The 14,451-nt window shown below is 22.6% G+C and carries 23 protein-coding genes and 1 riboswitch; of the genes, 19 read left to right on the forward strand and 4 right to left on the reverse strand.

Annotated elements, in window-relative coordinates; all coding sequences use genetic code 4:
* The first annotated feature begins 107 nt into the window (after positions 1–107).
* Positions 108–1,415, forward strand: a complete 1,308-nt coding sequence (locus AACK96_RS03935; protein WP_338975119.1) for an APC family permease — start codon at positions 108–110, stop codon at positions 1,413–1,415.
* Between the two features lie 25 nt (positions 1,416–1,440).
* Here the strand turns inward: AACK96_RS03935 and AACK96_RS03940 are convergent, their stop codons facing one another.
* A complete protein-coding gene (locus AACK96_RS03940; RefSeq protein ID WP_338975120.1) occupies positions 1,441–1,689 on the reverse strand; it encodes a hypothetical protein in 249 nt (82 codons plus the stop codon).
* A 71-nt stretch (positions 1,690–1,760) separates the two neighbouring features.
* A complete protein-coding gene (locus AACK96_RS03945) occupies positions 1,761–2,807 on the reverse strand; it encodes an energy-coupled thiamine transporter ThiT (protein ID WP_338975121.1) in 1,047 nt (348 codons plus the stop codon).
* Between the two features lie 60 nt (positions 2,808–2,867).
* A riboswitch (TPP riboswitch) is annotated at positions 2,868–2,955 on the reverse strand.
* Positions 2,956–3,156: 201 nt separating this feature from the next.
* Here AACK96_RS03945 and AACK96_RS03950 point away from each other — a divergent pair.
* Positions 3,157–4,323, forward strand: coding sequence for a hypothetical protein (locus tag AACK96_RS03950; RefSeq protein ID WP_338975122.1), 1,167 nt, complete (start codon positions 3,157–3,159; stop codon positions 4,321–4,323).
* Between the two features lie 662 nt (positions 4,324–4,985).
* Here AACK96_RS03950 and AACK96_RS03955 read toward each other — a convergent pair.
* Positions 4,986–5,225, reverse strand: a complete 240-nt coding sequence (locus AACK96_RS03955) for a hypothetical protein (protein WP_338960177.1) — start codon at positions 5,223–5,225, stop codon at positions 4,986–4,988.
* Positions 5,226–5,279: 54 nt separating this feature from the next.
* Positions 5,280–6,812 carry an ABC transporter ATP-binding protein gene (locus AACK96_RS03960; protein WP_338975123.1) on the reverse strand — a complete coding sequence of 511 codons (1,533 nt, stop codon included), beginning with the start codon at positions 6,810–6,812 and terminating at the stop codon, positions 5,280–5,282.
* Between the two features lie 215 nt (positions 6,813–7,027).
* On the opposite strand from AACK96_RS03960, the gene AACK96_RS03965 reads away from it, so the two are divergent.
* The 17 genes from AACK96_RS03965 (at position 7,028) to AACK96_RS04045 (ending at position 14,451) form a co-directional block, all read left to right on the forward strand.
* Positions 7,028–7,387, forward strand: a complete 360-nt coding sequence (locus AACK96_RS03965) for a helix-turn-helix domain-containing protein (protein ID WP_338973555.1) — start codon at positions 7,028–7,030, stop codon at positions 7,385–7,387.
* Between the two features lie 28 nt (positions 7,388–7,415).
* Positions 7,416–7,916: an IS630 family transposase gene (locus AACK96_RS03970; RefSeq protein WP_338975141.1), complete on the forward strand. Its 501-nt coding sequence runs from the start codon at positions 7,416–7,418 to the stop codon at positions 7,914–7,916.
* Positions 7,917–8,662: 746 nt separating this feature from the next.
* Complete coding sequence (locus tag AACK96_RS03975) at positions 8,663–9,181, forward strand: hypothetical protein (protein ID WP_338973655.1); 519 nt, start codon at positions 8,663–8,665, stop codon at positions 9,179–9,181.
* 134 nt (positions 9,182–9,315) lie between these two features.
* Positions 9,316–9,519, forward strand: a complete 204-nt coding sequence (locus tag AACK96_RS03980) for a hypothetical protein (RefSeq protein WP_338973654.1) — start codon at positions 9,316–9,318, stop codon at positions 9,517–9,519.
* Between the two features lie 8 nt (positions 9,520–9,527).
* Positions 9,528–9,968, forward strand: a complete 441-nt coding sequence (locus AACK96_RS03985) for a hypothetical protein (protein ID WP_338975124.1) — start codon at positions 9,528–9,530, stop codon at positions 9,966–9,968.
* Positions 9,958–10,251 (forward strand): hypothetical protein, encoded by a 294-nt coding sequence (locus tag AACK96_RS03990; RefSeq protein ID WP_338973519.1) that lies wholly within the window; start codon positions 9,958–9,960, stop codon positions 10,249–10,251. The genes AACK96_RS03985 and AACK96_RS03990 overlap by 11 nt, the downstream gene beginning before the upstream one ends.
* The gene (locus AACK96_RS03995; RefSeq protein WP_338975125.1) at positions 10,220–10,363 is read left to right on the forward strand and encodes a hypothetical protein; all 144 of its coding nucleotides are present in this window, start codon (positions 10,220–10,222) and stop codon (positions 10,361–10,363) included. The genes AACK96_RS03990 and AACK96_RS03995 overlap by 32 nt, the downstream gene beginning before the upstream one ends.
* Entirely contained in the window at positions 10,363–10,590 is a 228-nt protein-coding gene (locus tag AACK96_RS04000) for a hypothetical protein (RefSeq protein WP_338974658.1), read from the forward strand. Before AACK96_RS03995 ends, AACK96_RS04000 begins: the two co-directional genes overlap by 1 nt.
* 3 nt (positions 10,591–10,593) lie before the next feature.
* Positions 10,594–10,755 (forward strand): hypothetical protein, encoded by a 162-nt coding sequence (locus AACK96_RS04005; protein ID WP_338975126.1) that lies wholly within the window; start codon positions 10,594–10,596, stop codon positions 10,753–10,755.
* Positions 10,755–10,979: a hypothetical protein gene (locus tag AACK96_RS04010; RefSeq protein WP_338974876.1), complete on the forward strand. Its 225-nt coding sequence runs from the start codon at positions 10,755–10,757 to the stop codon at positions 10,977–10,979. The genes AACK96_RS04005 and AACK96_RS04010 overlap by 1 nt, the downstream gene beginning before the upstream one ends.
* Positions 10,979–11,266, forward strand: coding sequence for a hypothetical protein (locus AACK96_RS04015; protein ID WP_338974878.1), 288 nt, complete (start codon positions 10,979–10,981; stop codon positions 11,264–11,266). Before AACK96_RS04010 ends, AACK96_RS04015 begins: the two co-directional genes overlap by 1 nt.
* Before the next feature lie 111 nt (positions 11,267–11,377).
* Positions 11,378–11,614 (forward strand): hypothetical protein, encoded by a 237-nt coding sequence (locus AACK96_RS04020; protein WP_174480108.1) that lies wholly within the window; start codon positions 11,378–11,380, stop codon positions 11,612–11,614.
* Between the two features lie 11 nt (positions 11,615–11,625).
* Positions 11,626–12,453: a hypothetical protein gene (locus tag AACK96_RS04025; protein WP_338975127.1), complete on the forward strand. Its 828-nt coding sequence runs from the start codon at positions 11,626–11,628 to the stop codon at positions 12,451–12,453.
* 16 nt (positions 12,454–12,469) lie between these two features.
* A complete protein-coding gene (locus AACK96_RS04030; RefSeq protein WP_338961498.1) occupies positions 12,470–12,628 on the forward strand; it encodes a hypothetical protein in 159 nt (52 codons plus the stop codon).
* Positions 12,629–12,668: 40 nt separating this feature from the next.
* Positions 12,669–12,857, forward strand: a complete 189-nt coding sequence (locus AACK96_RS04035; protein ID WP_174480113.1) for a hypothetical protein — start codon at positions 12,669–12,671, stop codon at positions 12,855–12,857.
* 16 nt (positions 12,858–12,873) lie between these two features.
* Positions 12,874–13,251: a hypothetical protein gene (locus AACK96_RS04040; protein ID WP_281747963.1), complete on the forward strand. Its 378-nt coding sequence runs from the start codon at positions 12,874–12,876 to the stop codon at positions 13,249–13,251.
* A gap of 18 nt (positions 13,252–13,269) precedes the next feature.
* Complete coding sequence (locus AACK96_RS04045) at positions 13,270–14,451, forward strand: hypothetical protein (RefSeq protein WP_338975128.1); 1,182 nt, start codon at positions 13,270–13,272, stop codon at positions 14,449–14,451.

The raw sequence follows: 14,451 nt of genomic DNA on the forward strand, positions 1-14,451 counted from the left end.
TTATTGAAATAATGGCGGAGTTGGATTACATCTAATCTGAATTATGATTTTAGGCGCTATAATGGCTAGTATTAGTGCATGTGCTTTTTTAAAATGTAGTAAAGTTTATGCTGGTAATAATGGTTGGAGCATATATTTATGTTAGAGCAACTTTTGGTCGTTTTTGAGGATGAATAACCGACTTTATGCAATATATCATTTTACCATCTACTGTTATTGGTGGTATTATTTCAATGTTTAGAATTAACTTAAACCAATTATCATTTTTTTCTTGATTACCTGATAGATGATCTAATTTATTTATTGATAGTTTAGGAATTATAGTTTATTGTTTGGTTACAAGTTGTATCTATTTTGGATTAAGAGGTTTTCGTTGATTTGTTAATATTTCAGGAATCATTAAATGACTGTCAACTTGTTTTTTGATTATTTGTGCCATTATTCTGGTAATCAAAAACGGCACTATAGTTTATCAACAAGCATTTGTTGGTACTAAACATCTTCATTTTACAAATAATATTTTTAATAATGCTTTTAGTAATTTTTTCTACTTTTTCCTTGGTTTTGAGACCTTTACTGTTATTGGAAAAAATGTTAAAAATCCTAATAAAAATTTAGGTAGGGGAACAATTATTGTCTTATTTTTGACAACTATTTTTTATTTAATGATTACAATTTTAATTATTGGTGCCATCAGTTCGCAGGGACCTAATGGTAATAACGGATGAGCAAATGGTGGTAATAATTATAACCCAAATAATGTTATTGCTGGCATTGCTGGTACAACGGGTATCATTTTACTAGTTATTTGTACTTTATCAATTAAATTGAATGGTGTAATACAAGTAGCGCTATATTCTGGAGCTATGCTACAACCATTAGCCAAAGAAGGATACATTAGTGAAAAAATAGCCAAATTAAATAAAGAAAATATTGCAATGTATGGTAATACTATTAATTTTATAATTACAATTATAGTTTGTATTATTATGCTAATAATTCCGGATTTAATTGGAATTAGTTTTAATTATAACCAAATGTTGGGATTTACAACTAATATAACAATCTTTGTTTATCTTTTTGTTATAGCAGCAACTTGTGTTATGGGTTATTATAAAAAAATAAAAATAAAAGTTATTGAATGAATTATGTTTATTATCTGTTTATTATTTTTAATTAGTCAATTCATTATTTTTAATTATAATATGATTCATGATTTAGTAGGCAACAAAGGAATCATATTAATTGCAATTGCGATTAAGTTTTTAATATTTTGAGTATTTATTATAATTGCTACTATTATTTATTTTACTTATTATAAACCAAAACTAAAACAAAGATTAATAACAAATCCAGAATATCAAAATCAATTAGATAAAGAATTTATTTTTAATTCTCATCTAGTAGTTAATTAAATTACTTAAAAATTATATTATCTTATTATCGCCAAAAATAAACTAAATGAGTTGCTGGTTTTTTACAAAAACAAGTACCAGTAGTAGTTGTACTTTTTAATTTAGCATATGCTTGAAAATGTTCAGATCAACCAATATCAATTGTATGTTGAGCATGTTTTCCTAATTCAATTGCTGCTAATACAACCTTTTTCTCATTTAATGCTTTATTCATTAATTTAATATCACCATCCATAATAATAATATCTTCTTTGATTATTTCATCATTTTTCATTATAATCACCCTTTCTATCAATTAATATTATAACGCTATTTAAAAAAGAAATAGTAATTACAATTACTATTCTAACGATATCTTTCTACATAGTGACTAACTAAACCACGATAAATAAAAGGTATTGTTAATTGCATAATTGGATAAGTAAACAAAAAAATATGAATAAAATTGTAAACTAATGAGTAAAAAAGAGGATTAAATCCTGATCAAATATTTTTACTTCCGTCAGCATTAGTAATTTGTGATCAAATAAAATATCCTGCTATTGTTTGTCAAAAATAAATAATTAAACAAACTAAAAAACAATGTAAAAAATAATTAATATAAGTAAAAATTGATTTATCAGCTTTTAAATTAAAACGTAATAATGAAATAATAGCGGGCGTTGTCATTGGCAAAAAATAATCTAATAAATAACTTCAAGCATTAATAACATAACCACCACCAATAAATAATAATGACATTAAAGCACTAATCATACCCGTTAATCATCCACCTGCAAAGCCAATAATATAACTAATAACCATTAAAGGTATATATTTAATAGCAATACCGCCGCCGTATGGCATTTTTGGTAATAAATTTTGTTCAATAAAAGCACAAGCAATAGTTACACCAGTAAATAAACCAATAATTGTATATTCAATAACTAATCATCGTTTAATACCAAATGCAAATTTAAAATTAGTTCATCATCTTGTTTTTAAAATGGCAAAAGTTTCTTCTTTTTGTCATTGATAATGTTTAATTAAATTAAAAATTAATGCAATGGGATTGATACTAAAAATTGATAGTAATGTAACAATAACAATATTTTTATGCATATCTTCTATTTTAACTGTTCATGTAATAACAGATAATAAAATTGATGAAATTAATAATAAACAAAGAATTAATATTAAATAAATTTTACTGCTATAAAATTGTCAACCAATAATAGTAGTAACTTTAAAAAAGTGATTAATACTACTAGCAGGTAAAATACTAATAATAACTGTTAATGTTAAAAGAGTAATTAAACTAAAAATGGCTGATGCTTTAATTAACATTCCTACCCCCAGTTTGCTTTTAATTTTATTATAATTGATAGTTGTTAATAGTTGTTCTTTAAACATAATAAAATGATAACTCCTTTAATTTATCTTACATAACAAAAAGGAGTTATCATTTTTTAAAATATAAAAAATAAAGTCTCCCTCCGCTAGTACTAACTAGATCAGGTTATAGGGTATTTCTCAGGCAATGCCACCCCTGCTTTATATAATATATGCAAATTAATCCATATTTACTACTATTATAACATTCAAAATATTTTTTTAAATATAAAATATATTTTTTTATGATTTTTAGTTTAAATTAAAATTTGTTCTATTTTTATTTGAAATTTATTTGAAAAAAAATAAAATATATTCACTTCTTAAAAAAAGAAGTTATTGGGAAAAAATAAAAAGGAGTTTTTTAAATATGAAAAAGATATCAACACTAATTACAACAACAATTTTAGCAATAGCAAGTACAAACAGTTTAAATACCTTATTTATCAATAACACAAATAATAAAATTAAAACAAGTATTAAAAATGAAAATAATAATTGAAAAATAAATGAAATTAAGTCTTTAACAACTGATAGAAATAGAAATATTTATGCACTTGCTAATAATACTGTTTATAAATGTTTAGCAGAACAAACAGAATTCGAAAAAATGATAGTACCTAAAGAATTTGCTAATGGTAAATTTATAAAAACTGATAAAGATAAAAATACTTATGTAGCAACTAATAATAATATTTATAAATGTCTTGCAACACAAACATATTTTCAACAAATGATAGTACCTAAAGAATTAGAAAATATTAGATTTTTAAAAATTAATGAGAGAGACGGAAATGTTTTTATAATAGCTAATAATAGTATTTATAAATGTTTAGCGGGAGAATGAGAATTTAAAAAAATGACATTACCAACTAACATTAATTTTCTGAGTCACATAAGTATTGATAAATATGGAAATATTTATATCACTGCTAATAATAATCTTCATGTTCCTTTTGCGAATAGTATTTATAAGTGTTTAGAAAATGACAACGAATTTAAACAATTAAATATAGATACAAATAAAGAAACATTACAAATTTCTCTTTTAACAACTGGTAAAGATGGACACATTTATGTAATTGCAAATAATAGTATTTATAAATGTCCAGCAGAACAAACAGAATTTATAATAATAAGTGAACATTGAGGAGTACTTGTTAATGCTATTTTAGTAACAGATGAAAATGGAACTATCTATATTGCAGATAATAATAATATTTATAAGTATTCAGTAAAAGAAAAATACTTTAAGAAAATAAATAATTCAGCAATAGATGGAATAATCAAAAAAATAATAATAAGTAATAAAAATATTTATATAATAACTAATAATAACTCTGCAATAAATAAAGTTTATAAATTTGATTTTTTACAATCAAATTTTATTGAAATGAAAGTGATTGATAATGATACATATGATGTTAGTAATATTACTTTTGATAGTAATAAAAATATTTATGTTTTAACTATTAATGGCATTTATAAATGTCCAGTAAAACAAACAGAATTTAAAAAAATGACAAAAATATGATAAAAAACAACAGAATTTCATTTTAATAACAGAAGACTAACTGATATAAGTTATTGAAAACAGACTAGAAATAATTCATTTATCCATACATTTGAATGAAATACAGAATATGGTTTACCAATTGATTATCGATATATTACTTTTTTTAATGAAAATGGTACAGAAGATTATGTAGATTCATCTTATAGCTGAGGCGATACAGGATATCCAACTATTAACATTAATCAAGTTGTTAAAAATCTAAATTTTCAAAAATATTTAATAAATGCAAAAGTAACAAAAAATGGACCTATTAACCCAGCAAATTTTTGTAATATTATCATATGTAATAATAAAGAAAATTTCTTACTTGCCAGTTTATTAATAACTATTAAATTAGGGTTAACTTTTTATGAAGAAAATGGAAAATGATTTTTTCAAATCATCATTGCTCATTATGGTGAAACATGAGGATCTGAAAGTGGAGGACAAATTAAAACAATTTTAGGGAACGGTTTTCGATTATACTCATAATTTATTTTTAAATATTCATACTCCTTTAAAAATAAATTTAAAGGAGTATTTTAATAAACCTATTATTTCAAAATATTGTTAATATATAAAAATCTAATTATTTATAAAAAATAATTAGACTATAAATTAATAAAAATAAGTAAGTTATTATATTAAAACATTTTCAATTTTTGATTTAAATTTGAAACATTTTCCAAATATTTATTTTCTAATTGATTTATTACTTTAGTATTTAACTTATCACTTTGTTTTAAATAGTTTTGTTGAGATGCAACTTCTGATAATAGTTCTAAATTTTCAAATTTATTTTGATTATCTAATCATGCTTTAACTTTATCAAAATAATTAATTGGTTGTTCATCAATAACATATTTTCTTATATTTTTAGGCATTGTATATTTTCACTCCTTTGTTATTTTATAATTCATTACATACTTTTATAAAAATTAATCAAATCATTTAAATAGTTTTCAAGTTAAATAATAAATGCCACAACTAATAAGATTTAAGGTAATAAATATACCCACTAAAATACCAACAACAGCACCAGCACCAATACTTGAAACTAATCCTTCACCAATAAGACTAGCTAAAAAGTAAGTTAAAATAATTAATGGCGCAACAATTAATAAACTAGTAAATAAACTAACAATTGCTTGTCCAGTACGACTTTTAATAATAACTGACATTAGCAAAGCAATACTAGTAATAGTAATAGAAAAAAATAATGTAAATAAAATAATAATTAATAATTGTCAATTAAAAATGGAACTAATCATTCCAGATAAAGGAACAACATAACCAATAATAATAACACCAATAAAAATAATAATATCAGAAATTAAAACTAAAGCTAAATTAAATATTGATGTTATAATAATAAACTTGGTTTTGCTAATTCTTGTTAAACCAATGCGTCGATAAACTACGCTTTGTTTTAAATCTAGTAAAATAGCTAAAAAAGTTTGAATTGAAAAGGAAGCAGTTTGTGTCAATCAAATAATCATCAAAATAAATCGTCCAATATTTTTACCAGCAGGTGATGATAATATTTGATTATTTCCACCAATTGATGCACCAATAAAAATCAATGGTGAAACGAAAACTGAAAAAATAATAATTGAACGATTACGTTTTAAATAACTTCAAAATAAATTAAGAAGAGATCAATCATTATTTTTGTTTTTTAAGGTGTTTTTTCAAGACTTAGCTCATTTTTCATTATTTTCCCCTCCTAATCTTTTTAATAACGCTTCGCTATCATACATACCTATTTTATATTCTTTAAATTTAGTTTTAACATATTCTTCAATACTTCCATATTCTTTAACAACAGTTTTAACATCATTTATACTAATAATTGAACCTTCAAACATGAAAATAATTTGTTGACAAAAACGTTCAATTTCTTGCATATTATGTGAAACAATCAATACTGAAAGATTAGGTTTAATAAAAACTTCTTTTTCTAGTAATTCATAAATTCGCTCACGTACCTCTAAATCTAATCCCGTAGCTAATTCATCTAAAATTAATAAATCTGGTTCAACAATTAATGCTAATAAAATATTAATTTTTTGTTGTTGACCGCCCGATAAAGTAATAATAGGTTTATTAATAAATGCTTCAGCGTCCAAATAGTACAATAACTTTTGAATGTCTTCAACAGACTTATTTAAACGATAAGCTCTCATATAATATTGGGCCATATCTCAACCAGTTAGACCACGAGGAAATTTAGTTTCTTGTAATTGCATGCCTATTTTTAAATCAGGTTTAATATTAATAGTACCTGTTGTTGGTTTACGAAGTTGGGAAATCATTTCACATAATGTTGTTTTTCCAGTACCATTGGGGCCAACAATACCAATTTTGGCACCAATAGCAATATTCAGACTAACATTTTTAATGACTTCATTACTATCATAGTTTTTACTGACATTAATGATTTCAACATTATTTTTTTTATCTTTAATCATAATTACTTCCTTCCTATAACTTTATAATTTTATCATAATTACTACATAAATATTACTTGTTTTTTAAGTTATAAAAATTAAAATATTATATAATATAGCTAACGAAAGTAATGTTTACTCATAAATAATGTAAAATAATAATATGTAATTTAAACAATTCTTGCACTTACAAGTATAATTCAGCAATAATTAAAATAGATTAGGAAGATTAAATTATGCCAAAACCATACAGTGAGGACTTACGAAGAAAAGTAATAGAAGTTTATGAAAGTAAAAACATGAAAATTAAAGAAATTTGTAAAGTGTTCAATATCACTAGAAAGACTTTATTTTTATGAAGAAAAAGAAAGCAAAAAACCGGAAATATAAAACCAATTTTGAATTATCAAAAAGGACATAGCCACAAAATAAAGGATTTAGATGAATTAAAAAATTATTTAGCAGAAAATAAAGATGTTACAGTTCAAAAAGTAATTGAAAAATTTGGTGATATGACAAAAGAAACAGTTTATAACTATTTCAAAAAACTAAATTATACATATAAAAAAAACTTTTCTATATGAACAAAGAGATAAAAATAAACAAGAAGATTTTTTAAAAGAAATAGCGAAAATAATGAATGAAGATTTGGTATATATTGATGAATCTGGAATTGATGATAATGAATTTTATAAATATGGTTGGTCTGAAAAAGGTAAAAGATTATTTGATAATAAACCTGCATATAAAATAAAGAGAATGAGTATAATTGGTGCACTAAATAAAGGTAAATTAAAAGCTCTATGAGCATTTGAAGGACATTGCAATAGTAAAATTTTTGAATCATATGTTAAAAATATACTAATTCCATTATTAAAGTGTGGACAAATTATAGTTTTAGATAATGCGACGTTTCATAAATCTAAAGCAACAAAACAATTAATTGAAAATGTTGGATGCAAACTATTATTTCTTCCACCATATTCTCCTAATTTAAATCCAATTGAACATTTTTGATTTGCTATAAAACATAATATAAGAAAAATATTACCAAATTATTGACCAAATATTAAAAACGCGATTGATTTTGTTTTTCAAGATATGAGTAAACATTACTTTCGTTAGCTATATATTGTAAACTTTATTAGGTTTTTACTCATTATTTGGGAGCGTGTCGAAGATGTCGATAACTAAAAAGTTTTAAAAATAGCTCCTTTCTTTTTTTACCCTTAAATTAAAAATAAATGACAAAAGACGAGAATAAAAATCTTGTCTTTTTTTGTGTAATTGTAAAATTTTAAAATTTTTAATAACCCTCTTTAACGCTATTATCAACACGTGTTAGGGAATTAAAACAGTGAACTACAACACAGTTGTTAAAAATAGTAGCTAGAGCATGTGGACTTGCATGGATAAATAAAAAGTGGAGTGATACCTAATAAAATATACTAACCATTAATGGTAATTCTTGGGGTGGGAGCGAATTGGAAACTAGTATATATAGACCTGTTGTAGGGACCTATTATATTAATTCTATTCTTTATTTAACCAACCTTGCCACTCCCAAGTGAGCAAGTGTTGGTTTTATTTTTTATTTTTTTTGAAAAAATTTTTTTTGGGCGAGAAAATAAATTTCAAACTTGTAAAAAAAATTGAGCGGTGCCGGTTCAATTAAAATATTAATTTGTTTAACACAAATTAAATAAATATTGAATCGAATGCCTCGATTTCTTTTTAAAATTTCACAATTTATTTTTGAGCCCAGAATTGCTGAAATGAATAAAACGAATAGTAGTATTATTAATAATCTAAAAATCAAAATATATGTTCTTTATGCTAGAAGCAACAGAACATATTAGGAAAGGATTATTATGCAAATAGAATTTAAAAAAGAACAAATTGTTAAAGATAAACCACAATCTATTCTTATTGATTATGTTGAATATAAATTATCACTTCCAAAATGAATGATTAAAAATAATTCTTTTATTGTTGATAACAGTTACACATATTGAGTTTTTAATTTAGAAAATATTAAAAGAGAATTAAGTGGTAATGAATTAATAAAATTATTAGAACCATATATTAAAGACCAAAAAATAACTGTTAATAAACAAGAAACACCCAAAGAATATTATCTTAATGATATCAAACTTGAACCATTAACATTTTATGAACAGCATAATAGTTGATTTATGGGTGAAATAACAGATAACAAAACTAATATTACAAATCCATGTTTTAAATACAACATTACATGAGAAGAAAATAGAAAAAGTTTTAAAATAAATAATCCATATAAACACGATGATTTACCAATTAATTATATAGTTACTTCATATAAGGAAATTTCAACTCATAATGAAAAAGTATTTTTGTTGAACATGTAAACAAAATAAATTAGATTATTTATTCTTTAATACTAATGATATAAAAACAAGAAAATATTTTTTAAGAGATAAAAATAGTAAAGCGATTTGTTATGACTGTATTTTAAATATTAGGTTAAGTAGGAGGCATAAATATGAATAAAGAATATTTAACTAAAAGAGGAACGATTTGCATACCAGACAGTGATGATATTGAATTTAAAATAGGGCTAATTAAACTGATTGATGATTTAAAAAAAGATAATTTAGTTTGTGGTCATAAAGAATTTATTGAAGAATGTAAATATTGTTGATGTAATTGTGATTTAGAAATTATTAAAACGGTTATTAGAGGTTAACTTAATTAATGCAATATGACTTAATTATTGGAATTGATCCTACTGGAATTGGTAATAATGGAATGGTTATATATTCAAGTGAAACTAATAATATTACTTTTAATGAAACATTCAAAACTAAAACAGTTTTAGAAAGTAAAAATATATATAAAGAATATTTTAAATTAATTAAAAAACAATTTATTAATCAAAAAATATTAGTTATTGTAGAAAATTTCTTTTTAAGCTCAAAACAATTATTAACTAATCCATTAGCAACACCTAAGATTATTGGTGCATTAATGGTATTAGTAGAAGATGTTATGAATTGAGATTATTTAGAAAGTGAACCAAAAAATAAAACTAATAATTTAGAAAATTATAAAGGAAATATAAAATTAACAAAACATGAACAAGATGCTTATAAGCATATTCAATACTATTTAAGGAATTATAAAAATGAAAGATAAAGCAAATTATGTCAAATTAAAAGTAAAACTGAGTAACACTATTGAAGCAAAATATTACGAAAAAGGTAATAAGGAATTATATTATAGTGTTCGTGGTCAATGAAATGGATTAAATTATGTTACTTTAATTTTTAATAACCCAAAATTTTATAGACGATGTATTTTATTAAACAAAAACGATGAAATTATTGTAACTGGTCAATTTTTTAATACTTTAAATATTCCTAAAAATCGTGCATTTTGTTCAATCAATGTTAAATGATTTAAAAAATGAAAAGAGTAAAAAAATGAATAAAGAAATTGAAAGATTGCAAAATTTTATTAAAACAAATGAAATTAGAATGACTGAATTAGAAATAATAAAAGATATTTTACAAAAAGGAGAAAAAATATAATGAATTTTAATCAAAATCCAAAACAAATGACTGATTTAGTAATAAAAAAAGATATGGAAAAAGTATTAGAAAATTTAAAAATTAAAATAGGAACTCTTGCATTTAATAATATTCAAGAAGAAATGCATTATATAAATTTAATAATAAATAAAATGTCAGAACATATTTATTCATTAGAACAAGAAATAATTAGAAAAAATCAAATAATAAAAGATAAATTGGAATAAAAAATGATATTGTGAAAAATTTTATTAATAGTACCAATATTAATAACAAGTATAACACTAATAATAATTTTAATATTTATTATTAAAGAATTAAAAAATGAATATAAAGTATTGAAAATATTAAATGAAATTGCTAATCAAATTGAAAATAAGGAAATAAAATAATGAAATGTTTTCTTTGTATGGATGGAGAAATATATTCCCCAAAAACCTTATATAAAATAAAAAAACTGAAAAATTTAATTTATAAAGATAGAGATATTGATAGTGAAGATTTTAAAAAAAGATATGAATATCTTTTAAAAAAATTAGGTGACATTGATAAACAAATAATTTTAATAAATTTATTAATACATCAAGAAAAAAAATATAGAAAGGAAAGTAAATAATGAATAAAGAAAATATACCATGTTGTTTTAGTGAAGTTAATGAAGTTGGTAAACATATAACTAATTGTACTAATTTACCAACAAAATTAGATAAAGATAATGTTCAAATAAGATATTTTTGTGAAGAACATATGATTAAAGTTGAAAATATAAGAAGAAAAATGGCTCAAAAATATATTAATGAATATAAAGAAAAATTACTTGAACATATTAAAAATATAAATTTTAAAGGAATTTTCGGTTTATTAATTGAAAAAATAGAAAATGGTGAATTTGATAATGAATAAAGAAAAACTAATTAATCATATTAATAATTTAATTAAATTAGAACCAGAACGTAGAACTGATGTAACTTTATTTATTTTAAAGGAATTAATTGAAAATGGAGAATTTGACTAATGATAATATTACCTACTTTGTTTGAAAATAAAGATGAAATTGAAATATTATCACCATTTCCAAAAGCAATTCATACAAGTAATGATATTAGAGCAATTATTTTAAGACAATACCCAAATGTTAAATCCAAACACATAATTGTTTCTGACCCCGAAAGTAATGTTGCATTAATAGTTGGTGATAATGATGTTTATCAAGGTTGAATTAAAGTAACAATTAAAAAATTAGAAAATTAAAGGAGAATAAAATGCCAAGTATAGAAAATCAATCAAATTATACTTTAACTAAATTAATTAGAACTGGAATAAGTCCAATTTGTGCAATGATTGGTACAAGTGCTTATTATGGTCAAGTAATTGCTAATCCAATATTAGGTTCAATTAATAGTTTATTATTTGGTAAAAAATTAGGTTTAGATATTTGAAATTTAAATCAAAGACCAAATACTAAAACTAAATTAATTAATAGTTCTAAAAAAATAGCATTAGGATTAGGAACAATTGGTTTAGCAAATTATAGTAAATGAACAGAAAATAATATTAATCCTATTATTCCAACAACACCAATTCCAATAACTACTACAACTACAACAGAAGGTCCGCCATGATTACTATTAAATAAACAAGAAAATCAGTCATTAATGGATTGAGATACATATATTAGTTTAAATGCTTATGGTATATCAAATCTTATTAATGGATTAACGGAGTTAATACCTAATAAATTTGAAACAATAAGAAAGATTTGTAATATGGCAACTGGTGGATGTTTAATATCAAGTGGTGTAGCAATGGGTATTAATAATAATTTTAATAATGCTTATGCAGTACCTACAATTGTTGCTGGTGCAAGTGAAATTATCCATAATTTATTACCTATGGAAACTACACATCATAATGAAGAAATGCAAGAAACATCATTTAATGATGAAACTACAAGATTAATTAATGACAATAGATTTACTATTAATAGTGAAACTGCAAGTCAATATTATGGTAGTGATAATATGAGCGAAGTACCATTAAATCATGATAATGCTTCATTAAATTGAGATTATAATCACATGAGTTTATAAAGGAGGTGAATAATTTATGAATAAAGAAAAATTACTTGAATATTATAATAATGAAATTCATACATATAAAGAGAGAATGGAACAATTAAATAAAGAAATTGCCTTATTAGTAAGCATTATAAGTAATTCAAAATCGATGATTGAAAGAATTAATGGTGGTCAATTTGATGAATAATTAAAAATTAAAAATAAATAGTTGAAAGGAAAATATTGAGATGAAAGAATTTTTACATGAATTAATAATTATTGGAACAAGTGTTGGAACATTAATTTGCAGAGAAATTATTGTTTTATTAAAAAGATTTATCACAACTCCAAAACATGTTAGAGCAAATAACAAAATTATTAAACATCAAAAAAAATTAGCAAAGTTAAATGAAAAGATTAATAAAGAAAATAAATAAAAAAGTGGTGATGTAAATGTTAGAAAATGAAAATAATGTTCAACAAACAACTGAACCTTTAACTGAAAATAATGCTTCTTCACAAGAAATAGAAAATAAAGTTAATGAAGCAGAAAATAAGTTAAATAAACTTAATCAAGAAATTAAAGAAAAAGAAATGATTAATATATTTAAAAAATATCAAGTTAAAAGTGAATTTTATGATTATTTAAAATTTAAAACTAATAATTTAGAAAATTCAAAAATTGAAGAAACTATTAAAAAAATGATTAAAGAACAACCAGTATTTAAAGAAACAATTAATACAGGTGGCAAACCACAGACAATAATAACAAATCAACCAAATTCAATAAAAAGTACTTTATTGGATTATAAAAAGAAAAATAATTTATAACAGAAAGGAAAATAAAAAATGGCAGTACCATTCAATAAAAATTTAGATAATACCGAAAAATTAGTAGAAGCACCAGAGTTTATAGAATTTTATAAACAATCAAATTCACCATGAGCAAGTTTTTTTCCTATTGAAATGGTTAATTCTACAAAAATTGAATTTATAGTTAAAAAACCAAAAAATCCAGAAATTAAAGTACTAAAATGAAATGATAAAAGCAAAGGATTAGATGTTAGTTATGCTGAAACTATTAAAATTTTAAAAGAAATTAAAGAAGAAGCAGTTGCAGGTGAAATAATTGCTAATGTTGATTTAAATGCTGAAAATGGACAAAATTTATTAAATACAATGCAATATGAAGTTGCTAATGATTTAGCAGATTATTTAGCAAATAATGATACAAATGTAATTGCAAAATATGCAACTAAAGTAGATATTACTGATAAAACACCAGTAGGATATTTAAAATCAATGTTAGATGCTTGAAATACTTTATTTCAACTAAGAAATAGTAATAATTGTCGTTTTTTTATTACTAATAATCTTTATGATAGTATTGTTTATTTAGCTAATAATAAAGGTTTAATTACTGATAATCAGATTGCTCAACAATTAAGATTAAATGGAAATGATTTATATATTAAAGGTGTACTATGTCAAATTGTTATGGATGATTATATGACTTTTACTGATAATAATGAAACTAAAATTATGTCTTTTGTTTTAGCAACACCAAGAGCAATGAAAAGATATATGTTGCAAAATACAGTTGTATATGTTCAAGATATTGCTGATGGTAAAGTTGGAAGAAGATATTTAGTTGGTGGAGAAGTAACTGGTGAATCAATACCCTATATAACAGATGAAGAAACAACTTCACGTTGAATGTTATGTGCAATCATTAATAATGATAAAACTGATTTAAAAACTAAAATTACAAGTTTAACAATTGATATTACTGCAAATGTTAATAACAATAATAGTGAATTAAATACACAAATAAAAAGTACTAATGAACTTAAATCATTAAATCCAAATTTAACAAATCCAACTATTAAATATTTTAGTGATGCACAAGGAAAAACTAATGTAAGTAATCAAAAACAAAAAGCAGGTGATTTATACATAGTTATTTCTTCAAATGTTAATGATTTAAATTATAAAGGAACAACAAATCCAATTAAAATAACTCTTAAATAA

This window comes from Spiroplasma endosymbiont of Tricholauxania praeusta, assembly GCF_964019535.1.
Classification (GTDB): domain Bacteria; phylum Bacillota_I; class Bacilli_A; order Mycoplasmatales; family VBWQ01; genus Spiroplasma_E; species Spiroplasma_E ixodetis_A.